A 25,957-nucleotide genomic window follows, 5' to 3' on the forward strand; every position below is an offset into this window, starting at 1 on the left:
CAGTTACTCTTCCGCCAGCTGTTAATAAAATATAAATATAAATATAAAAAGTAATTAAAATGTGTAATTTATGCGCCAGCAATCTTCATTTTTTTAATTAAGATAGAACCAGTTTGTAAACTACTTCTTGGGTCGGTATCACAACCAACAGCACTAATATCCATGAACATTTCTTTCAAGTTACCAGCAATAGTAATTTCATGAACAGGGTAAGCAATCACACCATTTTCTACCCAGAAGCCCGCCGCACCACGAGAGTAATCACCGGTCACCATATTAACGCCTTGCCCCATTAACTCAGTGACAAATAATCCGGTGCCCATCTCTTTTAATAGACCAGCTAAATCAAGTCCGCCATCCTTTACAAACCAATTATGAATACCGCCAGCATGGCCAGTACTTTCTAGCCCCATTTTACGTGCAGCATAACCCGTTAATAAATAAGTTTGTAAAAAGCCATTGTCGATAATATTACGTTTTATAGTACGTCCGCCTTCACTATCGAAGGGTGAACTAGCAATACCTTTAACGATATGTGGGTCTTCAGAAATTGACAACCAATCAGGGAATATTTGAGTATTAATTGAGTCTAATAAAAATGAAGACTTTTTATATAAACTTGCACCACTAATCGCACTCACTAAATGACCAAATAAGCCACTGGCCATTTCAGGACAAAATAATACAGGGCTTTCCTGTGTGGCTATTTTACGGGCACCTAAACGTTCAACCGAGCGCTTCACAGCTTGTTCAGCAACCCATTGTGCAGAAAAGAGGTCATCCATATCACGGGCACTGGTATAACTATAATCACGTTGCATCTCACCGTTTTCCTGTGCAATTAAGACACAACTTAAACTGTGGCGACTGCTGCCATAACTTTCTAAGAAACCATTGCTGTTACCGTACACCTGCAAACTAGTATGACTATTAACACCTGCACCATCTGAATTAACAATGCGTTTATCTAAATTCAACGCAATATCTTCACATTGTTTGGCTAAAGCTAACAGTTGGTCGGTATTTTTATCACTTGCATGGTATAAATCTAAATCAATGGGAGCTTGTTCTAAAAAGCGTTTATCTAATAAGCCTGCATAGGGGTCTTGGCTTGTATACTTGGCAATATCAACCGCCGCTTTAACACTCGCAGCAATCGCCTCTTCGCTTAAATCAGCGGTAGAAGCGCTTCCTTTGCGGTGATCAACATAAACACTGATCCCCATTGCACCATCGTGGTTAAACTCAATATTTTCAACTTCACCTAAACGGGTGTTCACAGAAATCCCAGCACTTTTCCCTAACGCAACTTCAGCTTGGCTTACACCTAAATCATTGGCAATATTAAGCGCCGTATTAACGGCATTTTCTAGTAACTGTTTCTGTTCAATCATGTTTAAGCACCACAATGTATAATTAAATTTAAGATAAGAAATAATAACATGGATTAAGGTAAGCATCTTGTGATGATGGTATGATGCGCTTAATTATTTAATCCCTAACGTGATAGACCATAAGCTATGAATAAAAAAGTTGAAGAGATCTTTGAAGAAGACGAGATCAGTAAGTCGCAAATTAAACGTGAAGCTGAAGCTTTAAAAGATATTGGTCGCCAATTAGTGGCCTTAAATGCAAAGCAATTAGCACAAATCCCTGGTAGTGATACTTTGATGGAAGGGATTAAAGTAGCGCATAAAATATCCACTAAACATGAAGCATTACGCAGACAATTACAATATATCGGGAAAGTATTACGTACCGAAGATATGGAAAAAATTACTGCTAAGTTGGATATTATCAATGATAACAACCGTAAACGTACTCATGCGATTTCGCATTTACAGTTGCTAACAGATCAGTTGATTGAATTAGGCGACCCTAAAGTAAATGATGCGCTAGAGATGTACCCACAACTTGAACGTCAAAAACTACGCCAAATGATTCGCCAAGCGAATAAAGAAAAGAAATTAGAAAAACCAGCTAAAACTGCTAAAGAGCTGTTTGTCTACTTAAAAACCAACTGTTTATAAGTAGCTGTCTTTATAAAACATTAACAAAGCTAAATAAAAAGCCTGTGCAGTGAATGAACTGGACAGGCTTTTTTTATCGTTTATTTTATAACTTTCATTTGAAGTTCATAAAACTCAAGAGTCTAATTAAGCTTAAAACTGTAACTTGAAAATTAAAAATTAAAAAGTTAATTAGTTCCACCAACGGTTAATTGGTCAATTTTAAGTGACGGCTGACCAACACCAACCGGTACACTTTGCCCTTCCTTACCACAAACACCAACGCCTGGGTCTAAGCACATATTATTAGCCACCATAGACACTTGCTGCATGGTATCAAAGCCATTACCAATTAATGTCGCGCCTTTGATCGGGGCGGTGATTTTTCCGTCTTCAATCAAATAAGCTTCAGAGGCAGAGAATACAAATTTACCTGAAGTAATATCCACTTGCCCACCACCAAAATTAGGCGCGTAGATACCTTTTTTAACACTTTCAATTAACTCATCATGCTCATACTCACCATTTAACATAAAGGTATTGGTCATACGTGGCATTGGTAAATGCGCATAGGATTCACGACGTCCGTTCCCCGTTGGCGCAACACCCATCAAACGTGCATTGAGTTTATCTTGCATGTAACCTTTTAAAATACCATTTTCAATGAGAACATTACGCTGACCTTTAGTACCTTCATCGTCTATGTTCACTGAACCACGGCGATCAGCAATACTACCATCATCGATAATAGTGCAATGCTTAGAAGCAACTTGCTGGCCTATTTTTCCAGAAAATGCAGATGAACCTTTACGATTAAAATCACCTTCTAAACCGTGCCCTACTGCTTCATGTAACAATACACCAGGCCAGCCAGCACCGACAATAACTGGCATAGCTCCTGCAGGAGCAGCAATAGCATCAATATTAACGAGAGCCTGACGAACAGCTTGGCGCGCATAAGAGAAGGCTCTAAGTTCACCTTCTTGCGTATCGGTAAAATAATCTAAATCAAAACGACCACCACCACCGGCACTGCCTCGTTCGCGTTTACCATTTTTCTCAATTAACACAGAACAACTAAAACGGATCAAAGGGCGAATATCTGACGCTAATGTACCATCGCTTGCAGCTACTAATATTTCTTCATAAACGGCGTTTAATGACACAGTAACTTCACTAACAGAAGGCTCTAGAGCGCGCGCGAAGGTATCAACTTGTTTCAATAGCTCAATTTTTTTGTCGCGGCTCATGCTTTGCAAAGGATCCGCTGAACCATAATAAATAGGTTGTGCTGTTGGCATGACTAGCTTTACTGACTTTTCTTGCCCTGAATTAGCAATACTTTTGGCAGCATTAGCGGCTTCAGTAATGGCTTTTTTAGAGATATGATCAGAATATGCAAAGCCGGTTTTTTCACCAGACACAGCACGAATACCAATGCCTTTTTCGATGTTATAACTGCCTTCTTTGACAATCCCATCTTCTAACAACCAAGATTCATGTCGGCTTGCTTGAAAATAAAAATCAGCATAGTCAATTTGAGCTCCAGAAATTTGACTCAGTTGTGATTCTAAATCACTAATTTGCATATCAGCAGGTGCTAAAAAATTGTCTACTACTTGTTCAAAAGACATTGACGATCCTTATTTCTATTAAAGTTTTTGTGTACAGCTAAATTTATTATGTTGCTGTACAGGCATTATTTTTCTTATATCGAGTAATTTTTCTTGATCAAAATTGGCATAGATAACACCCTTACCAGTGGTCAGCTGAGTCATTATTTTCCCCCACGCATCTATGATCATGGAATGGCCAAAGGTATAACGCGGCTCGAAGTGAGCATGATTAAGAAAATGCTCCCCACCTTGATTAGCAGCAATAAAGTAACACTGGGTTTCAATGGCTCTAGCCTGTAATAAGGCTTGCCAATGTGCTTCACCCGTTACCTTAGTAAAAGCGGCTGGCAATAATATAATATCGGCCTCAAGCTCTCTAAGTTGCTGGAACAATCCTGGAAAACGTAAATCATAACAGATAGCGAGGCCAACTTTCGCAAAACCGCAATCAATGACCTTAATATCTTTTCCTGCGATAAAGGTATCAGACTCTCGATATGCCCCCTGAGTGTCTGCCACATCGGCATCGAACAGGTGTATCTTATTGTAATGTGCGATCAATTCACCCTGCGGCGAAAAAACCAAACTACTTGTATATATTTTTTCTGATTGTTCACTTTGAATCGGAAAACTACCACAGACTAAGGTACAGTGATACTGAATAGCCAATTCACTTAATCGGCTTTGAATAGGCCCAGCACCTAACACTTCAGCGACACTTAAATAATGCTTTCTACTGGAAAAACAAAGTGCATTTTCTGGTAATAACACCAATCGATTTACCACTTCTTCTGATTCAGGTAGTGCCTGTAATTGCTCAATAATCTGTTGAAAATTATCTTCAATACAATCATTGCTTACTACTTGAATGGCAACCAGTTGACATGTTGCAGTGTGACTATTTTTAGTGCTCATTTAACATGACCTCATTTTCAGGTGATAATTTGTAACGATAGTTTAGTGTGAAAGTTTATAGTGACATTTTATAGTAGTAGCCTACAGCAAAATACGTCAAAAAATGACAGCCGTAAACAAGTAGTGAAAAGCAAGTAGTTAACAGCAAAGGATTAACATTGTGTCTATTGACCCACTGCAAAATTTTCCTCTGTCCTGAAATTTGTACTCCTCCTAAAATTTTTACTTATGCGGTGCGTTAACAATGCGCTTCAAAGTATTAGCACTTAACTCTTGGTACTTACTATTTAACACTTAGCACTTAACACTTAACACCTGTCACTTAGTACTTAACTCTTAGCGTCGAACACATCTATTTTTTGACGTCACTTACGGCAGCGCTGTTTTTAACCTTACCATTACTATTGCCAACAACACTATCTTCAATCTCTTCTAACACTTCGCTATTTTGCAGTTTAACCACGCCTCTTTGTCTGTCTTCTATTTTAACGTCTGGATCCTCTAACGCACCTTTAACAGAAAAGTCGACACGAATAATACTATCCACAACCGGTTCAAGTATTTTGGTCATCATTAATACCGCAGCGCCAGTTAATGGGTTAATAGCAAAGGCAGCCAACACCGGTAAGCTAGAGGTCACAGCGGGACTATAACTAAAACGATAGTTAACATTGAGGTTGGGTAAGTCAATTAAACCTTCGCCTGATATTTTCCCCGCCGAACCATTTAAAAAATAATCATCATTTTTCAAAATACCATTACTAATATTGGCGGAAAGCGACATATCGTCAAAACCTAGTCCTTTAGAAAAAATATTACCAAACTCTAGGTTCAAACTACGGCGAATACCATCAAGGCTTAAGAAGCTTAAGAGGCGAGCACCTTTATCATCGACTTCAGTGATTTGGCCATTCTCAGCTTTCACTGAAAGCTCACCGTTCAACGAATCTAAGTTAAACTTCCAAGGTGCACCAATCCAATTTAACGCACCATTTAGCGCCGCTTGTTCATAAACCATTGGGCTGCTATAGCCTAAACGATGAACAATACTGTTATCGCTGTTACCTTTGCTATCCACAATAATATTTGTACGGCGCTGGTCCCAAACACCTGAAATATTGGTTGCCTGACCTTCTTTTCCTATCTTTAAGTAATCAACATTAAAGCTTGTTTTACTCGGGTACACATGTGCTTTAAGCGGTGACAATTGCATTTTTTCAAGGTTACATTGCACACATTCTAAAAAGACTTCTGGATAGTCTTTTCGTAAGTTATCACTGATCTTAGGTAATGATGTCGTTTCCTGTTGTGCCAATAATTGTTGTAAGCCGTCAATATCAAACAACTTAAAATCCATTTTTTTAATATTAATATCATAACGTTCAGGTACGCCCTGTCGATATTCTATATTGCCCTGTAAATTATCGGCATTAAGTTTAACCGCCCAAAAATCATTGTTATAACTGGCTTTTGCATCAAGGTTAACTAAAGGTTGTTGAAATAACTCCGCGTGTCTAATATCCACATAAACGTCATTAATTTTAAATATTGATGGTTCCTTTGACATTGCTTGCTTATCAGCTGTTTCGCTTTTATTGCTAGCAAACCAATTATTCACCACCTCGGCCCAAGGTGTTAGGTTAATATTGTCACCACTAATACGAACAATATTTTTACTTTTATCAACGTCAATCGATTGTCCAGTGCCAAGTCCTAGATAAAGGTATTTAAGCACTGGTACTCTTTCATCATTAGAATTCAGCGGGTGTAATATTTCCCCTTCGGATTTCAATTTATTATTAATCCGAGCATCCCATTGTGTCGCACGTTGATTACCGCTGATCTTAATAGAGGTCGGCCATGCTTGTAATGAATTTTTATTAAATGGTGCGGGTAACCCGACCTTAACTCCTTGTAATTGAGACGATAAGTTCACGGCAAATTGATAGCTGTTATTTGGACGTTGAATAAAATCGAGTTGCCCCTGCCAATCTAAATTACCAATAGACTGCAGCGGAGCTAACTGTTTTTCATAGCGACTTAACTTCGCCACATTCCAAAGTCCAGAAAGGTTGGCAGTGAGTTGGTATTGTTCCGCTGATTCTTTACTGGAAAAAGATAAATTAACCGGTTGCTCAAATAAAGTAGCTGTCAGGCCATTGGCCGTTAGGTCACCATTAATGAAACTAAACTGACCTTTTACTTGTTTAAATGGCAGGATCACATCGCTGGTTAATTCAATATCAATATCATTATCGTTTAAATCCAGCTTACCTTTAGCAACGGTTTCTTTAGCCGTGGAATCCAATGGAATTTCTAAGGTTAAAGCACCTGTCACTTGGCCAGCAAGACGGATCATTTGCACCACCTTACCAACACTGTTTTGCAGTGGAGAAGCGATCAGGTAATCAGCAATTGATGTAGACTCTTCTGCGACTTCAGCATCGATGGTCAATATCCCATCGGGTCTTAAATGGTCAATCACAGCCGACAATGAATCGACTTGCATATCACCTAATTTCGCTTTGTCACTACTCATTAACAATGAGTCATTTTCAAATAACAGGTCTAAATCTAAATCACTTAACCCTTCCCAACCTGGATAGAAGTCATACTGACCATTTTTAACGGGTACTGATGCTTGAAAAACACCTTGGTTATTTTGGTAAGGGTAATCCGAAAGTGCACCATGCCATACAATTTTAGCGCCAGAAACAGAGCCTTTTTTAAGGGTAGGTTGTAAATAATCAAAAACATCTTTACCCATGGCTAACATCGGCAGGTAGTATTGTGCTTTTTCTACATCACTTAAAGAGGCGTAAGTATACAAGCTCAAAAATGGGCTACTCGCCTTACTATCGTTTGGAAAAAACAGCGTAAATTGACTGCTGCTATCAAGTTCATCAGTCACTAATATACTTTTATCACTGACCAGTTTGAATCCATCTTGTTGGTTCTCCCAACGCAGTTCAAATTGCCCTTTTTGCAATGGCATACTACGACTAAACTGCTTATCAAAAAGGATAGATTGAGGACCAAGTTGAATACTAGCGCGACCAGCTCGTTGATTGCTAACTAATGAAATATTAGCATCACTAATACCAGGAAATGCACCCACCGCTTGATTGTTAAAGGCATCAATATTCGCACTTATTGAATATTCGCCGGATTGATCCACTAATAATCCTACTTTATTTACATCGCCACCCAGCTCAAGGGCTAGTATTTGCTCAATATTCGCTTCAGGCAATGTTGAAAATAAAAGAGCAAAGGGCACGATTGAATTAACATTAACGCCTGCTAGGTCAAATTCACCAAATTCATTATCAATACCCGCCCCAGAAAAATTAGCATCATTAAGCGGAATGTAATTGTGGGTAATATTTAAATCGTAACTATCGAATAACCAATGTTTATCTTGATCCGTAAATTGTAATAAACCATCATTAATTTGCCATTCATGAGATTGGTTTAACATCGACCAGGCAATCTCTGAATTACCCCATTGCAACTGCATGCTCTTAGGTCCATTAAAATCAAAGTCACTCCAAACTTCAAAAGAAACAATGGCTTTTTTAAGCTCTGCTAATGGATTTACTTGAGGTTGTAAGTATTCGGTTGCATTTAGATTTTCAGCCTGTGCGTAAAAACGACCAATCAACTGGTCATTGTCGGCTTCTGCATCACCTGTAATATCAATCACAAACTGTAATGTATTCTCACCCTGTGTATTAGGTAATGATGCTTTACCAACACCTTGATGGCGTTTATCATCGTTAACCCAACTAAGATCTTGGATTAAAATAGTCTTTTTATTATTTAGATGATCGATAAAATTAATTTGGCTATCGGTGATAGAAAATGAACTCAAGTGCAATAAAAATATATTTTTAAGTGCATCAAGCGTTAACTCTGATTGTTCTTGATCTTCTGCAGATGTGGGTGATGCAGGCTGGCTAGTAATCGCTTGAGATGAAACCGATGCACTAGCGGCAGATTGAGTGGCAATAGCTTGAGAAGTTAATTGCTGAGAATTCGCAGCAACAACTAGGTTCTGCTTTTGTGCTGATTTTAATGATAAATTTGCTCCCTTTAATGAAATATCATTAAAGATAAGCTTTTGCTTAGTTAAGCTGTCAATAAAGTCGAAATGTAAAAATAGGTGTTCAATTTTCAACTCAAAGGGTAATACTTGAGTATCAATCAAGGTCACATCTTTTAAGGTTAATACTAAGCCAGAAAAGTCAATGCCTGCCGAGACTTTTTCAGCATTAACATTGATATTCTGCTCCGCTGCCACCCACTCTACTAGCTGCTCTTTATAATCATCAACGCTATTGATAGCAAAGCGTGCAATGGTCAATAACACTGCAATAATAATTAATTTGGCAGCGAGCAGTACCCAGAGTCGCTTTAACCATTTAAAGGTGACATGTTTCAAAAATGATAACCCATTAAACCTACTTTCTCCTACTTCATAGCTACATACTAACGGCACTATAACCGTACTATAGCCGTATAATAACTACATCATAACGACATCAAACTGCTCTGGACCATATAAAGGTTCAGCATGAATTTCTACGCGTTTTTGCATAAACACAATTAATTCGCCAAGGTTATAGGACTCATCGCCCTGTAACGCTTCAGCAACCCCAACAGAGCTATAAACAACAAAACGCTCAGCAGTAAAGGCACGGTCAACACGTAATATTTCACGCAATATTTCATAACAAACGGTTTCTACTGTTTTAACGTAACCACGGCCATTACAAGTACTACATTCGCCACAAAAAATATGCTCTAAACTTTCGTGAGTGCGCTTACGAGTCATCTCAATCAAGCCCAGCGGCGAGAAATCATTAATATGAGTTTTCACACGATCTTTAGATAACGCTTGTTCTAAACTATTAAACACACGGCGTCTATGCTCTAAAAGCTTCATATCAATGAAATCGAGTATAATGATCCCACCCAAATTACGTAATCTTAATTGACGTGCAATCGCTAAGGTTGCTTCAATGTTAGTATTAAAAATGGTCTCTTCAAGGTTACGATGTCCCACAAACGCACCGGTATTGATATCTACCGTGGTCATCGCTTCCGTTTGGTCAATAATTAAATAACCACCTGATTTTAATTCAACCTTTCTATTTAATGCTCGCTGCACTTCATTTTCAACATCAAACAGGTCAAAAATAGGACTTTCACCATCATAATATTCGACTTTTTTTGCTAATTCAGGGACAAACTCCACGCTAAATTTAGAAAGTTGCTTAAAGCTCAACTTTGAATCTATACGAATACGATCAATTTCATTGCCTACAAAATCACGCAGAATACGAAATGCTAATCCAAGATCTTGATATAACATCTTATTTTTAGTTTGAGTACGCTGTTTACGTGTGATCACTTTATTCCACACTCGTTGCAGAAAAGCAGCATCATTTCTTAATTCTTCTTCAGGTGCACCTTCGGCAGCCGTACGAATGATAAAACCACCTAATTCGTTAACACAGGATTGAGTAATCTCTTTAAGACGTTCTCTTTCCTCAGCGCTTTCAATACGCTGTGATACACCGACGTGCTGTGTATCGGGCATAAACACTAAATAACGAGAAGGTAACGTAATATCTGTCGTTAAGCGTGCGCCTTTTGTACCGAGTGGATCTTTAACCACTTGCACAATAATATTTTGCCCCGGACGAACTAAGGTCGAAATATCAGCAACTTTGAATTTATCTCTTTCAGGATCTGCAACACATTCAGTACGAGGGTCGATATCTGATGCATGTAAAAAAGCCGCTTTTTCTAAACCGATATCAATGAAAGCCGCTTGCATACCAGGGAGAACACGTGTCACTTTCCCCTTATAAATATTACCTGCAATGCCTTTACTCGCCTGGCGTTCAATATGTAATTCTTGTAAAACTCCCCCTTCGATTAACGCAACACGCGTTTCAGTAGGGGTAATGTTCATTAATAATTCAACAGACATGCTGTTATCCTTTAACACTTTTAATCAGTTGAGCTGTTTCGTAGAGGGGAAGCCCTACCACAGCACTATAGCTACCGGAGAGATGAGTCACAAATTGACCCGCAATACCTTGAATACCGTAACCACCCGCTTTATCCTGTGGTTCACCTGTTTCCCAATAGTCCGAAATTTCTTGTTCTGTTAATGCTTTAAATGTGACATCAGTGGTAACTAACTTAACGCGCTGTTGATGTGCAGAAACAACCGCAACCGCAGTTAACACTTGATGAGTATTATCCGACAATAATGTCATCATTTGTCGAGCATGTTGCTTATTTTTTGGCTTCTCCATCACAGTTTCAGCACAAACTACAATAGTATCCGCTCCTAACACCACACCTTGCTGATTATTGTTATCTAAACCCGCTAATGCTTTCTCTAATGCTAATCGTTGCACGTATTCTGAGCTACTTTCATGAGCTTGTTGAACTTCGTCAATACCTGCAGTAATTCGTTCATATTGAATATTAATTTGCGATAATAATTCACCTCTGCGGGGTGAATTCGAGGCAAGGAAGATAGGCATTGTTAGCTGACCTTAAAGCGAATACGTAAAAAACGCATAAACAGAAAAAACCATGGCCACACCAACATGGAAGTAAACACTGACCAAAAATAATGACGGTGTAAAATAATCTCTTGCATACTCGATGCGATCCAATACAAGGCAAGTTTGGACATAAAAATAAACGCACCTAACAGTAACGTTGTTTGTACTAAGGTGAAGTTTCGAAAACGTTGAAAGTTAATACTGGTGATATAGGCGAGTAACGACAATAACATGGCATGCATACCAAGAATCGAGCCGAGCAGCAGGTCTAAAAATAGGCCCAGAATAAAAGCATGTCCAATATTTACTCGGTGCGGTAAAGCGATGATCCAATAACACAGAACTAACACCATCCAATCCGGACGAAACGCATTAAGTATGATCGGTAGCGGAAAAATAGCAGCAACCAAACAAACAAAAAATGTGAAATAAATTATTTTATAACTATTGAACAGGTTCATCGAACATTTCCGGCGAGTCTAAGGTTAAATCTGCACCCGCTAACGGATCATTATTCCACAACAATAATAAATAACGGCTTCTATCTAAGTCCGCCACAGGCGTCGCCGTCACCGTTGCATATAACTCACCTTCTTGATATTCAAAACGGCTAATTTTAGCAACAGGATAACCAGCAGGAAAACGCCCACCTAATCCCGATGTCACCAGCAAGTCACCTTCTTTAATATCGGCATTACTTTGTACAAAAGGCACATTCAACTTATCCCATGCACCACTACCATGTACCACAGCAATTGCATCGTTACGCTGCACGCGTACAGGAATACCATGGCTAGCATCAACAATTAACACAACGCGACTGGTGGTACTACCCACTTGTGACACTTGGCCAACCACACCCTGTTCATTAATCACCGGTTGCCCGAGATAGACACCATTAATGGCCCCTTTATCGATCAATAGTTGATGTGTAAACGGGTCTGAACGTAAGCTCATCACTTCGGTGATCATACGTTTGTTTTTAAATTGTTTTTTAGAGTTCAATAATTCACGTAATTGCTTGTTTTCACTTTGCAACTGGCCAAGTAATAAACGGTCTGCTTTTAAATGTAAATTATCTTTCTCAAGCTGTTGGTTGCGATCCACTAACGCTTGCCTAGTCATAATATTTTCAGAGAAGGCACTGAACAATTTTTGTGGCGCATCGGCAACATATTGAATAGGAGAAACAATAGAATTGAGGTAAACACGTACGGAGGAGAAAAGATTAAACTGACTATCAGCGATCAGCAAACCTACGCAACAGGCTATTACAATGAATAGCCTTAACGTAAAAGAAGGACCGCGGGTAAAAATTGTTTTCATGGGTATTTCTATTGAATCAGAGCGCAGGATTTAGCCTGCGCTAGAAATATCAATCTCCGTTAAAGACATCGCCGCCATGCGTATCGATCATCTCTAATGCCATACCGCCGCCACGTGCAACACAGGTAAGGGGATCATCAGCAATAATAACGGGAATGCCAGATTCTTCTGACAACAAGCGATCTATTTCACATAACAATGCGCCACCACCTGTTAATACCATACCCTGCTCTGCTATATCAGCAGCCAGTTCCGGTGGTGTTTTCTCTAACGCAACCATCACAGCAGCGACAATGCCACTTAATGGCTCTTGTAATGCTTCTAGGATTTCGTTGCTGTTTAATGTAAAGCTGCGAGGAACGCCTTCAGCAACATTAACACCACGTACTTCAATCTCTTTAATTTCGTCAATTGGGTAAGCAATTGCAATGCTATGTTTGATACGCTCAGCGGTAATTTCACCGATAGTACAACCATAATTACGGCGTACATAATTGATGATCGCTTCATCAAACTTATCGCCACCAATACGCACAGAAGCAGAGTAAACAATACCGTTTAATGAGATAACAGCAACTTCCGTCGTACCGCCACCAATATCAACAACCATTGAACCTTTTGCTTCAGACACTGGCATACCAGCACCGATTGCAGCAGCCATTGGCTCATCGATTAAAAATACATCACGTGCACCAGCGCCCATTGCAGATTCACGAATAGCACGGCGTTCAACTTGTGTTGAACCACAAGGCACACACACTAAAACACGTGGGCTAGGACGCATCCAACTATTGTTATGTACTTGCTTGATAAAATGTTGCAACATTTTTTCAGTAATATAGAAGTCAGCAATTACCCCATCTTTCATAGGACGAATCGCTTGAATATTTCCAGGTGTTTTCCCTAACATTTGCTTTGCAGCACTACCAACAGCAGCAACTCTTTTGCCATTTTTATCCATACGGATTGCAACCACTGAAGGCTCATCCAATACAATACCTTGGTTTTTTACATAAATAAGGGTATTTGCAGTTCCTAAATCGATTGATAAATCGTTAGAGAACATACCACGGAACATTTTAAACATGAAGATTTCCAAAAGAAGCGAATAAAAGTAATTCGCGTACTCTACCAACCCACTAAAAATACAGCAAGAAAAGAAAGCGAAAAGCTTGTTTAAAGAGCGATACAACGCCCTAAAGGGATAGATTTTCCCAATGCCTGTTGGATATTTAAAAGATGTTAACAAAGATATAAAAATAACTGACAAAATATTGACAATTTAAACCTCTGGCTTTTAAAAAAGTAATGGCAAAATATTGCGGTAAGTGAGTGCTTAATTGAATAATTAGGGCTTACAGCATCAACTATTCGTTTTTACTGCACTAATCATTAGTACTTATAAAATTCATAATAATGCCTGATGAAATTTAAATAGTGTCTAATGAATTTAAAATAGCGCCTGATGAAATTTAAACAGCGTCTAGTGAAATAAACAGGAAAGCTTTAAGTAATGAATACTGAGTTAATGAATGCTGAGATGCTGAGAAAATAAAAAACCTACCGAAGTAGGTTTTTATTAAGCATTTAAGAACAGTGAATATAAACGCTTTTTATGGCATCAAATGAACACAATTAAAAACTAACTGATGCTAATTTTTCAAAGTAATCAGGGAATGTTTTTGAAGTACATTTAGGGTCGTTAATGGTTACTGGTGTACCACTTAAAGCAACTAATGAAAAACACATCGCGATACGGTGATCATCGTAGGTATCAATTTCAGCATGTTTGATTTGTGTAGGTGCTGTCACTTCGATAAAGTCATGCCCTTCAACTACTTCTGCGCCCACTTTACGTAGCTCAGTCGCCATCGCGTATAAGCGATCGGTTTCTTTCACACGCCAGTTATAAACATTAGTGATTTTAGTAGTACCTTCAGCAAACAAAGCCGCTACCGCAATGGTCATTGCCGCATCAGGAATATGATTCATATCCATATCAATGGCTTTAAGCTCACCTTTGCTGGCTTTAATGTAATCGTCACCCCATTCAATATTAGCGCCCATTGCTTCTAATGCATCAGCAAATTGAATATCACCTTGGACTGATTTTTTACCAATTCCAGTTACTTTAATACTACCGCCACCAATCGCCGCTGCCGCTAAAAAATAAGAAGCCGATGATGCATCGCCTTCTACCAAATAGTCGCCAGGTGCTTGGTAAGTTTGTCCACCTTTGATAACAAAAGTCTGGTAATTACCATCGACATTATCTACTTCAACACCAAAGTCTTGCATAATTTGTAGCGTGATTTTGATATAAGGTTTTGATACTAATTCACCCACGATATTAATGGTTGTATCTTCAGAAGCCATCGGTGCAGACATCAAAAACGCCGTTAAAAACTGACTTGAAACGCTACCATCAATTGAAATAGTACCGCCCTTAAGGCCAGTTCCTTTGATTTTTAATGGTGGATAGTTTTCATTTTTTAAGTAAGTCACGTCTGCGCCAGCTTGCTTTAATGAATCCACTAAAGAGCCAATTGGGCGCTCGAACATACGTGGTTCACCGGTCAAAGTATATTCACCTTGACCTAAACATAATGCCGCACATAATGGGCGCATTGCCGTACCTGCATTACCTAAAAACAGCTCAATATCACCTAACGCTTGAGTATTAAACGCATGTCCTAACCCTTCCACGACACATTGTTTTTTATCTGCAGATAACTGGTAATTTACACCCAACTTGGTTAACGCATTCAACATATGACGAATATCATCACTGTCTAATAAGTTGGTTAACGTGGTTGTTCCTTTTGCCAATGCCGCTAACAATAAGGCACGATTCGACAAGCTTTTTGAGCCTGGTAAATTAATCTCACCATCGACTTTCTTAATCGGGTTTAATAATAACTGTTCCATAGTATTCGTTCTCTTATTGCAAATTTAAAACTTTAGTAAGTGCTTGCTTGAAGCGCTGATTTTCGGCTTCAGTACCAATACTGATACGTAAGTGTTGCGGCAAACCATAACCGGTAACAGGTCTTACAATCACACCTTGCAGTAATAACTGCTGGTAAACCTCATCACCTGATTGTTGATCATCTTCTCGCGCAACTTTGACCGTTACAAAATTACCCATTGATGGAATATAATCTAAATTATTCGTATCAAAAAAAGCACATAAATCCTGCATACCGGCATTATTTAATGCCACACCTTCAGCTAGATATTGCTCATCTTTCAAAACAGTTTCAGCGGCTTTTAACGCTAGTGCATTACAATTAAATGGCTGACGAACACGATTTAAAATATCAGCAATTTCAGGGTGTGAAATACAGTAACCAACACGTAACCCTGCTAAACCATAGGCTTTTGAGAAAGTACGAGAAACGATCAAGTTAGGGAACTCTTTAATCCAAGCAATGGCATTACCGCGACGTGTATTGTCCGCATATTCAAAATAGGCTTCGTCTAATACCACTAATACTCGCGCCGGTACTTTTGCTAAAAAGTCTTTGATTTCTGCTTGCTCTAAAAACGTACCCGTTGGATTATTTGGGTTAGCAATGAAGATAAGCTTAGTTTTATCGGTGATAGCGGCGGCCATCGCACTTAAGTCATGACCATAGTCTTTCGCTTTAACCACGACCGCTGTCGCGCCAATCGCCTGCGTCACTAATGGATAAACCACAAATGCATGCTCTGCAAACATCACTTCGTGACTGCTATCAACAAAAGCACGCGCAATAAGTTCTAACAGATCATTTGAACCATTGCCCAAAGTAATTTGATCGTTATTAACCGAATACTTAGTGGCAAGTGCTTGCTTTAGATAAAAACCATTAGCATCTGGATAACGCGTTAATTCCGTTAACTCTTTTTGTAATGCTAATTTAACTGACTCACTTAACCCGAGCGGGTTTTCATTTGAGGCAAGCTTTACAATATCAGTAATTCCTAATTCACGTTCTAACTCATCGGTTGGTTTACCTGCTTGGTACGGGCGTAATTTTTGTACTCCAACATTGGCCAAGCTTAAAAAATCATTACTCATTCCAGTTCCTTACAATGCTTTATTTTTTTGAATCTGCTCTTTATAGGTGTTCTTAAAAGCGATTCTTTAAAGAGTGTGGTGTAACGCATGACTTATAAAATCCATGTAAAAAAAGTGCTAGTTTAATGACTCAAACATAACACTTTAAAAACAGATGATTTTTGGACCTTAACTTAGGCGTATTTCTTCTCGAAAACAGCCATAAAATCAACTAAAGCTTGTACGCCTTCAATCGGCATTGCGTTATAAATGCTAGCGCGCATTCCACCAACTAATTTATGCCCTTTTAAAGTTAATAGACCCGCAGCTTTAGCTTCACTTAAGAAGGTTTCATTCAAGCTATCGTCAGCTAATGTGAAAGGAATATTCATACGGCTACGAACACTTGCATCAACATTATTAGTATAAAAAGCAGACTTATCAATTGCGTTATAAAGCAACTCTGCTTTAGCAATATTCTTTTGCTCAATAGCCGCTATACCACCTTCCGCTAATAACCATTTAAACACTAGACCGGCTAAATACCATGAGTAAGTAGGTGGTGTGTTGTACATTGAGTCAAAGTCGCTTTGAATTTGATAATCAAAAATAGACGGGATCGCTTTGCGTGCATGGCCAATTAAATCTTCACGTACAATCACAATCGCCAAACCAGATGGACCAATGTTTTTCTGCGCGCTGGCATAAATAACACCAAATTTTGAAACATCAATGGTGCGCGACAAAATGGTTGAGCTCATATCCGCTATTAGCGGCACAACACCCGTTTCAGGCACATCAAATATTTCGATGCCTTCAATGGTTTCATTAGGGCAATAATGCACATAAGCCGCACCGGCATTAACATTCCAATCCGCACTTGGTTTAACTGCAACTTTACCTTGCTCTGTAGTTAGCATGATATCGGTTTCATGAATGCGAGCGTGTTTTTTAGCTTCCGCCACGGCAGATTTAGACCACTGCCCAGTAACGATATAATCAGCGTCTAATTTATCACCCAATAAATTAAGTGGTACAGCAGCGAATTGGCCGCGTCCGCCACCATGACAAAACAGCACTTTATAATTATCAGGAATAGCCATTAATTCACGTAAATCAAGTTCAGATTGTTTTGCCATAGCAACATATTCAGGACTACGGTGACTCACTTCCATCGCCGAAACGCCTAAACCTTGCCAATTACAAAACTCGCTTTGCGCCTGTTGCATTACAGCTTCAGGTAACATCGCGGGACCCGCACAAAAGTTATATATTTTTGTCATTGCTAATTCTCTTAAAAAGTTGACTCTTTTAAAACAAAATAAGCGGCTATTGCCGCTTATTAAATTGTAATTAACTGTTATTCAGGTGCGTCTGTTGGTTGCTCTTCGACATTATCTAATGCCTCTGATTCACTTTCTTCTACTTCACCCTCAACTACCGCTGGCTCTTGTATAACTAGTTCGCCATTTTCATCGTAAACAGGCACATCTTTGATTTCTTCAATACGTTGTAATGCCACGATTTTTTCATCTTCAGCTGTACGTATTAATGTCACGCCTTGTGTATTACGACCGACCACAGAAACCTCAGAAACACGTGTACGTACTAACGTACCGCGGTTAGAGATCAACATGATTTCATCATTATCATCGACCTGAACCGCACCAACCACTTTACCGTTACGCTCACTCACTTTGATTGAGATAACACCTTGTGTTGCACGACTCTTAGATGAGTAATCTTCTAATGGCGTACGTTTACCGTAACCATTTTCTGTTGTTGTTAAGATGTGGCCCGTTGCATTTGGTACGATTAATGAAACGACTTTACCGCCTTCATTTAATTTAATACCACGAACACCCGTTGCCGTACGACCCATTGGACGAACACCTTTGAATTTAATCTCAGGGTTACCCTCTTCATCTAATACAACATTACCTTCTTCATCGGTTACTTCGCTTTCTTCCGCTTCTTTAAAGCGAACTACTTTACCCGCATCCGAGAACAACATAATTTCATTAGTACCATCGGTTAACGCAACACCAATTAATTCATTGTCATCATTTAAGTTAATCGCAATTAAACCACTTGAACGTGGACGACTATAAGCACTTAATGCCGTTTTCTTAACCGTACCGTTAGCCGTTGCCATGAAGACATATTTATCATCTTCATATTCACGTACTGGCAAGATTGCGGTAATACGTTCGCCCTCTTCAAGCGGCAGAATATTCACAATCGGACGACCACGAGCTTGACGAGACGCTAATGGTAATTGGAATGTTTTCAACCAGTACAGACGACCACGCGTAGAGAAACATAAAATCGTATCGTGCGTACTTGCTACTAACAGTTTCTCAATAAAATCTTGATCTTTCATCTTAGTCGCTGCTTTACCTTTACCACCACGACGCTGTGCTTCGTAATCTGATAACGGTTGGTACTTAACGTAGCCTTCGTGAGAAAGTGTTACTACCACATCTTCTTCAACGATCAAATCTTCCATACATAAATCAGATTCAGATTCAGTAATTTCAGTACGGCGTTCATCAGCAAAGTTATCACGTACTTCTTCTAATTCTTCTTCAATCACTTCCATCAAACGAGCAGGACTTTCAAGAATGAATAATAAAGCAGCAATGATTTCTAATAGCTCTTTATACTCGCCTAAAATTTTCTCGTGCTCAAGGCCAGTTAACTTGTGCAGACGTAAATCTAGAATCGCTTGTGCTTGAATTTCAGTCATGAAGTATTGGTTATCACGAATACCAAACTCAATGGCTAACCCATCAGGACGCGCAGCATCAACACCACTTGCTTCTAACATTGAAGCAACAGCACCTAAATCCCAACCACGAGACTGTAGCGCTAATTTCGCTTCAGCAGGTGTAGGAGATTTACGGATCATTTCAATGATGGCTTCAATGTTAACCAATGAAATCGCTAACCCTTCAAGGATATGTGCACGGTCACGCGCTTTACGTAATTCAAATACCGTACGGCGAGTAACTACTTCACGACGATGCAGAATAAACGCTTCTAACATCTCTTTTAGGTTAAATAATTTAGGCTGACCGTGGTCAAGTGCAACGGCATTAATACCGAATGTCACTTGCATTTGCGTTTGTGCGTAAAGGTTATTTAAAACTACTTCACCCACTTCGCCACGTTTAACTTCAACCACCATGCGCATACCGTCTTTATCCGACTCGTCACGTAGTGCGCTGATACCTTCAATTTTTTTATCTTTAACAAATTCAGCAATTTTTTCAATTAAGCGGGCTTTATTAACTTGGTACGGTAGCTCATGAACCACGATCGTTTCACGACCAGTTTTTTCATTAACTTCAATGTCAGCTTTAGCGCGTACTTTAATTTTACCGCGACCCGTATGGTAAGCTTCAACAATACCTTTACGGCCATTGATAATACCTGCCGTTGGGAAATCTGGACCTGGGATATGTTCAATCAACTCATTGATAGTAATATCTTCATTCTTGATTAATGCCAAACAAGCGCTAATCACTTCACCTAAGTTATGAGGTGGGATATTAGTCGCCATACCAACCGCAATACCCGATGAACCATTAATTAATAGGTTCGGGATTTTTGTTGGTAACACTTCAGGAATGAATTCAGTACCGTCATAGTTAGGTACGTAATCAACGGTTTCTTTTTCTAAATCGGCTAATAATTCATGCGCTAATTTCTGCATACGGATTTCCGTATAACGCATCGCCGCGGCGCTATCGCCATCAACAGAACCAAAGTTACCTTGACCATCAACTAACATGTAACGTAGAGAGAAGTCTTGCGCCATACGAACGATCGTATCGTATACCGCAGTGTCACCATGTGGATGGTATTTACCGATAACATCACCAACAACACGTGCCGATTTTTTATAAGGTTTGTTCCAATCATTACGTAGTACATTCATGGCAAACAGAACACGACGGTGAACGGGTTTTAGGCCATCACGTACATCGGGCAATGCACGACCTACGATCACGCTCATTGCGTATTCAAGATAAGAATTTTTTAATTCATCTTCAATATTAATTGGAGAAACGTCAGAGGCAAATTCGCTCATAGAAACTGAAATCCTTAATTTAGTGGAAATAGACTGAATTTAGTAAGAGGCCGATAGTAGCACAAATGCACCTTGGCAGAAGCGTTTTAATGAGCAAAATCGCCTGAGAATCGTTTTATGGCGCAATATGGGGCATTTATTAACTAACCGCTCATTTTTCACACAACCACATGTGGCATTTTAAGCCCCTTAGAATCGCAAAATAAATTTCCTCTTCGTTATTGTTGTCACGTTATGAGCGTTATTCTCAATTTGGTCATTCCTTTTAACGATTCTCTCGATACAAGGTTAACCAAGTTAATCGCTCGAAAGTTCAATTTTAAACCTAGCGACTAAGCACAATTTGGTTTGTTGATTTTGCATCTTGAAGTATCATGGGGATAAAAATCGCAACTCAATAGGATGACAATAGCGTGGCTGAAAACACCCCATCACAGAATAACGCAGCACAAACGACCTCATTACAAGATAATGCGCTGGAAGCGAATGTCGATCAGCAAGAAATTGAAAAATTTTCTGCGATGGCGGAGCAATGGTGGGATTTAGAAGGTGATTTCAAGCCGTTGCATATGCTAAACCCAACACGCTTGGAATATATAGAACAAGGTGTTGATGGGTTATTTGGCAAAAAAGTAGTCGATGTTGGTTGTGGCGGCGGCATTTTAGCAGAGAGCATGGCAATTAAAGGTGCTGACGTAACAGGCATAGATATGGCACATGCCTCATTACAAATTGCGCGTTTACATGCTTTAGAGACTGAAACTAAGGTTGATTATCAAAAAACCACCGCTGAGAATTTTGCGCAAGCGCATCCACAGCAGTTTGATCTAGTGACATGCATGGAGATGTTAGAGCATGTGCCAGACCCAGCCTCTGTTATTCAAGCCTGTTGTGATTTGGTCAAACCCGGTGGCACGGTTTATTTTTCGACCATTAATAAAACATGGAAAGCCTATGTGATGATGATTTTAGGCGCGGAGCATGTGTTACGTTGGGTACCTAAAGGTACGCATGAATATGGGAAGTTTATTCGCCCTTCTCAGTTGTTGAATGCGATTGATGCGACGCAGTTACATTGTGATGATTTGTGTGGTGTTGAGTACAGTCCGTTGATGAATGGTTTTAAGATCACGCAGAATGTGGATGTGAATTATATGTTGAAGTGTACGAAGTTGAGCTAGTTTTTTCTCGTTCCCATGGTCTCCGTGGGAATGCATAGTTTTTAATTTCCTCGTTCCCATGGTCCTCCGTGGGAATGCATAGTTTTTAATTTACCTTGCTAGTTGCTAATTCTCGTCTGCGCTCGTCCGGTCTGTTTGATATTTCCAGCAACGTGTTCCGCCCTAACGGCGTGTTACTTTCTTTTGCGTGCCCAAAAGAAAGTAACCAAAGAAAAAGGCACCCGTAACGTTTTTTAACCTGAATAAATAACTGCCTTCTTAACGCACCGCTCAGACTCGACATCCATGTCTCGAACTGAGCTAGCAACGGCATCCCTGCCTTCGCTTGCTAAAGGCAGTAATTGATTCAGAAAAACTTAACGGGGGAGTTATCGAAGCCGCATTGAGCAAGGTTTTGTTATGGCTACTGGAACAACATTTGTTAAGTTAGTATTTAGCTTATGTATTAAGGGTTTTCGGGGCGCGGACTTCAGTCTACATATTTTGACTTTTTTTGTTATTGCTCATCTGCGCTCGTCCAGTCCTTACGATATTAATTAACTTTGTGTTTCGCCCTGTCGGCGACTTTACTTTCTCTCTGCCAGCAGAGAAAGTAAGCAAAGAGACTGGCCCCGATCGTTTTTTAATCTGAATAAATAACAGCCTTCTTAACGCACCGCTCAGACTCGACATCCATGTCTCGAACTGAGCTAGCAACGGCATCCCTGCCTCTACTTGCTAAAGGCAGTGATTGATTCAGAAAAACTTAACGGGGGAATGTTGTAGCCGCATTGAGTAAGGTTTGAATGTCTCGTGCTTTGTACTTTTCTGGTTTAAAATCAAACTAAAGCTTGTATCCCATATTTCCGCTCACGCTTTTCAAAAGCATAGCTGCCACCTTCTAAAATATTACAAATGCTAGCTTTGGTACCTTGATTGCGGACTACACTGCCATCCTCTAATGCACCAGATTCATAACTTATTACTTCACTTTCGTTAGAAGCTACAATGATCTGTTCTGCATCTGTATTTACTACGAGGTTAGCATTATGAGTAACTATTATAACCTGACGATATTTTTTTATTTTACTAAACAACGGAACCAACTCCCCCATTATAAAGTCATTATCTAGATCATCTTCTGGTTGGTCGAAAACAAATGGGCTACCAAATGGGTCTGTTGCTAGTTTCAAGCAAACATAAAATGTACCTCGTTGACCAACACTTAGCTTATCAACCGTTTTACCTTTGTATTCAAATTCAGCATTAACATAGAGATAGTTTTTAATGCTGTCAGGTGAGAATAAATAGTTTAGTAGCTCAAACCTTCCACCCTGATTAAAGTATTCCGGTTTCCAGAATAAACCTTCAATAGCTATTTTATTTTGCTGACCTTGAGCATCAACATCACCTTCGCATGCAATTTGTTGATTACCATTTATCAAATTGAAGAAATCATCAATACCTTTTATCGCAAACATTTCTTCTAAGCGTTTTGCCGTGGTTTGAACTTGTGTAGCTCTAAATTTTCCTCTATTTAAGCAACCTTCAAGCCCTTCATAAAATCTCTTATCATCAAAGATTATATTACCGTTAATACTTATATCAGCAAGCATTGAAGCAACTAGAGCATTTTGTTCGTCATTCCAATGCGCTTTATCGACTTTCAAAGACTGAAATTTATTATCTATTTTTAATTTTTCTTCATTTAAATAGTCACGGTATGTTAACGCTAGATTAGCCCTAGTTTGAACATACTCCTGATATTGCTGTGTCCTTAATTGTATTTCTTGTAATTTTGCATCGGCAGTATCAATAGCCAACTGATATTCAGAAATTTTATCCAATAGTGAAGATATATCTTGATTAATACCTTGCTGTTGGAAAGCTGAGACAATAGTTAAATTATTCGTTTGCAACTGAGAAATTTCACCTTTAAATTGTGAAATATTGACGGTAATTTTTTGTTCTGTTACTTCTGCTGTTAACAACGGCACATGATTCAGTACTAGTAACTTTTGATTAATTCCACCTAAACTTAAATTAATTTCTTGTATTGACCTTACGATAACAGCCTGAACTTCTTCCAACTCATTAATAACCGTTTGCTTTTCGTTTGCTAACTTCAAATTATTTTGATATTGCTCTATATGCAGCTGGTTTTGTGGGTTAGTAATAGTTGCCATTAACTTGGTGAACTTTGCTTTAATGGCATTTTGGTGTTCTGGTGTGTTCAACCTATTACCGTCAACATCAGATAATTCCCAATACTGCACAAAGCTTCTATATTTACCAATATTTTCAGTAATGGCATTAGTGGTCACAGTATTAAAGTTAACACCTAGAATTCCTAACATTCGTTTGATTTCATCACTTAATTTACTTGGTTCTTGGCTAAAGTTCTGAATATCTCCCTGAGATACATGCAAGTATGAATAGGTATCATCTTGTGAATTAAAAACCAGTTCAGTACCGTCACCCTGATCAAAAGTAATTTTCAGGCTATTAACATCAACGCTTCGAGCATTATTGAATACTGCTTGATGATTAAACATTGAGTGCATTGAATCTAGAAACAAGCTTTTTCCTGTACCACGCCCTCCAACAATTGCGACCATATTAGGGTTTAATGGAATAGTTTGAGGTTGAAATTTAATTGCTTGACCAGTAAAAATCTCACCGCCTAACTGAATTGAAGTAAATTTAGGTTTAATAAATGTTTTTTCAATGAAGTCATCAGTTTGTTGAACTCTTGCTTCAGGTTCAATTAATGCCTGTCTTAACCCCTCAAATGTCGGCTTTGCTTTTACCCACGTATAGTTTTCACCAACAGAAAATTTTCCATTTTTTGGATCGCTGGTAAAACCATGTGCATCTGAACAACAAAAAACAGGTTTTGCCACTGCCCCCTCATATCTTTCAAGGTAATGTAGAAAAAACTCCCGATCATCTTTATTACCAAGTAAAAGTTGACCTTTTTTCTCAATCTCTGTTGCCGTTGCGATTGATCTACCTTCTTTATTAGGTCTAAATCCACCATAACCGTTTGGACACACAGCTATCAGATAATCCACTCCAAATCGAAAACTCTTTTTCATGTGATCAATAAGTTTATCAAAATTAACTGTAATATCTGAAGGTTGAACCTTATTTTGAGCAAATGAATTTTGACAGCAATAAATGGCTTGTTGAAAATCACCGGTATTATTAACTTCAAATTTTGATAATTTTTCATTAATTTGAGCAGTGGTAACATGCTCGGCAAAAATACAGTGAACATTTATCCATTCACCATCTTTATTAGGTTGGGTAATCCTAAATTCAACATTACCTAATACCGTAATTTCCGCAGATTTTTTGGCAATTTCAGTACGAATGATTTCCAGTTCATTATCAGCAAAGTAAAAATAATTGGTAACACCAACAAGGGATATTTTATTGGTAATTAATGCATCAACATAATTTTCAATTGTTGCGCCATTAAATTGATTATTTTGATGTGTAAGAGGTGAATGAGCATGTAAATCCCACTTGTTCCATATGGATCCAATCATTAATCTTCCCTTTATTGATACAACTACGAAGTGAATTATTATTTTGGATTTAACTTATCACATTAACCCACTTAGAAAGAAAAAAACCACAAAAAATAATGAATATCATGCAGAAATTCGAGGGTCTCCCATTAGGAATAATAAAGCTGAACACCTATTAGTTGAATTAATAAAAATCAAATAGTTACGATAAAAACTTACTCAATATGGCTAAGCCAATTCCTCCCGTTGAGTTTTTCTGAATTAATGATTGCCTTTAGCAAGGTTAGGCATGGAGCGATTTATGCGACAGCATAGTTATATGAGCGGGCTAAGCTCTGCGTGCCCTTTGCCGTTGCTAGCTCATTTCGAGACATGGATGTCGAGTATGAACGGTGCGTTAAGAAGGCTGTCATTACTTTATTTACAAAAAAGGAGATTAAAAAATGAATTGGGAGCCAGTCTTTTTGCATGTTGTGGGTAAAAAGTATTCTTCTGGTAAGAAAAAGTATGTCGCCGACAGGGCGAAAACACTGTTAATAAACATCAATTAGACTGGACGAGCGTAGACGAGTTAACACAAAAACAGCCACAGCTCCCCCACCGCTAAGCTTTCTCCAATCATTCGTTAAAATAAATAATATCAATCAGTAACAATAAAACACGGTAAGCA

16 protein-coding genes are annotated in these 25,957 nt (G+C 38.8%); 2 read left to right on the forward strand and 14 right to left on the reverse strand.

From position 1 onward, the window contains the following. Positions 1 to 68: 68 nt before the first annotated feature. Entirely contained in the window at positions 69 to 1,394 is a 1,326-nt protein-coding gene (gene pmbA, locus MT390_RS12650; RefSeq protein WP_499441472.1) for a metalloprotease PmbA, read from the reverse strand. A gap of 126 nt (positions 1,395 to 1,520) precedes the next feature. Between pmbA and yjgA the strand changes: the two genes are divergently transcribed. After that, on the forward strand, positions 1,521 to 2,030 hold the full coding sequence (yjgA, locus tag MT390_RS12655) for a ribosome biogenesis factor YjgA (RefSeq protein WP_499441474.1): 510 nt from the start codon (positions 1,521 to 1,523) through the stop codon (positions 2,028 to 2,030). A 167-nt stretch (positions 2,031 to 2,197) separates the two neighbouring features. Here yjgA and tldD read toward each other — a convergent pair whose 3' ends face one another. From tldD to gyrA, 12 genes are all read right to left on the reverse strand, one after another. Beyond that, complete coding sequence (gene tldD, locus MT390_RS12660; protein ID WP_166369716.1) at positions 2,198 to 3,643, reverse strand: metalloprotease TldD; 1,446 nt, start codon at positions 3,641 to 3,643, stop codon at positions 2,198 to 2,200. 18 nt (positions 3,644 to 3,661) lie between these two features. Further along, on the reverse strand, positions 3,662 to 4,540 hold the full coding sequence (locus MT390_RS12665) for a carbon-nitrogen hydrolase family protein (protein WP_499441476.1): 879 nt from the start codon (positions 4,538 to 4,540) through the stop codon (positions 3,662 to 3,664). A gap of 352 nt (positions 4,541 to 4,892) precedes the next feature. Beyond that, entirely contained in the window at positions 4,893 to 8,981 is a 4,089-nt protein-coding gene (locus MT390_RS12670) for a YhdP family protein (RefSeq protein ID WP_499441477.1), read from the reverse strand. 84 nt (positions 8,982 to 9,065) lie between these two features. After that, complete coding sequence (rng, locus tag MT390_RS12675) at positions 9,066 to 10,538, reverse strand: ribonuclease G (protein WP_299663969.1); 1,473 nt, start codon at positions 10,536 to 10,538, stop codon at positions 9,066 to 9,068. A gap of 4 nt (positions 10,539 to 10,542) precedes the next feature. Then, positions 10,543 to 11,103 (reverse strand): Maf family protein, encoded by a 561-nt coding sequence (locus MT390_RS12680; RefSeq protein WP_499441479.1) that lies wholly within the window; start codon positions 11,101 to 11,103, stop codon positions 10,543 to 10,545. Positions 11,104 to 11,105: 2 nt separating this feature from the next. Further along, positions 11,106 to 11,588, reverse strand: a complete 483-nt coding sequence (gene mreD / locus MT390_RS12685; RefSeq protein WP_299663968.1) for a rod shape-determining protein MreD — start codon at positions 11,586 to 11,588, stop codon at positions 11,106 to 11,108. Continuing rightward, on the reverse strand, positions 11,572 to 12,453 hold the full coding sequence (gene mreC / locus MT390_RS12690) for a rod shape-determining protein MreC (protein ID WP_166369704.1): 882 nt from the start codon (positions 12,451 to 12,453) through the stop codon (positions 11,572 to 11,574). The genes mreD and mreC overlap by 17 nt, the downstream gene beginning before the upstream one ends. 49 nt (positions 12,454 to 12,502) lie before the next feature. Next, positions 12,503 to 13,540 carry a rod shape-determining protein gene (locus MT390_RS12695; protein ID WP_166369702.1) on the reverse strand — a complete coding sequence of 346 codons (1,038 nt, stop codon included), beginning with the start codon at positions 13,538 to 13,540 and terminating at the stop codon, positions 12,503 to 12,505. Between the two features lie 548 nt (positions 13,541 to 14,088). Continuing rightward, complete coding sequence (gene aroA, locus MT390_RS12700) at positions 14,089 to 15,381, reverse strand: 3-phosphoshikimate 1-carboxyvinyltransferase (protein ID WP_499441481.1); 1,293 nt, start codon at positions 15,379 to 15,381, stop codon at positions 14,089 to 14,091. Positions 15,382 to 15,394: 13 nt separating this feature from the next. Next, entirely contained in the window at positions 15,395 to 16,516 is a 1,122-nt protein-coding gene (hisC, locus tag MT390_RS12705; protein ID WP_499441482.1) for a histidinol-phosphate transaminase, read from the reverse strand. 173 nt (positions 16,517 to 16,689) lie between these two features. Further along, positions 16,690 to 17,778, reverse strand: a complete 1,089-nt coding sequence (gene serC, locus MT390_RS12710) for a 3-phosphoserine/phosphohydroxythreonine transaminase (protein WP_166369696.1) — start codon at positions 17,776 to 17,778, stop codon at positions 16,690 to 16,692. A 77-nt stretch (positions 17,779 to 17,855) separates the two neighbouring features. Next, a complete protein-coding gene (gyrA, locus tag MT390_RS12715; protein ID WP_499441484.1) occupies positions 17,856 to 20,591 on the reverse strand; it encodes a DNA topoisomerase (ATP-hydrolyzing) subunit A in 2,736 nt (911 codons plus the stop codon). 476 nt (positions 20,592 to 21,067) lie between these two features. On the opposite strand from gyrA, the gene ubiG reads away from it, so the two are divergent. After that, positions 21,068 to 21,772, forward strand: a complete 705-nt coding sequence (ubiG, locus tag MT390_RS12720; protein ID WP_499441509.1) for a bifunctional 2-polyprenyl-6-hydroxyphenol methylase/3-demethylubiquinol 3-O-methyltransferase UbiG — start codon at positions 21,068 to 21,070, stop codon at positions 21,770 to 21,772. 818 nt (positions 21,773 to 22,590) lie between these two features. Here the strand turns inward: ubiG and MT390_RS12725 are convergent. Beyond that, positions 22,591 to 25,305: a TrlF family AAA-like ATPase gene (locus MT390_RS12725; protein ID WP_499441486.1), complete on the reverse strand. Its 2,715-nt coding sequence runs from the start codon at positions 25,303 to 25,305 to the stop codon at positions 22,591 to 22,593. Between the last annotated feature and the right edge of the window lie 652 nt (positions 25,306 to 25,957).

The sequence above is a fragment of the Vibrio sp. 2-Bac 85 genome (assembly GCF_037546705.1).
Classification (GTDB): Bacteria; Pseudomonadota; Gammaproteobacteria; order Enterobacterales; family Psychromonadaceae; genus Psychromonas.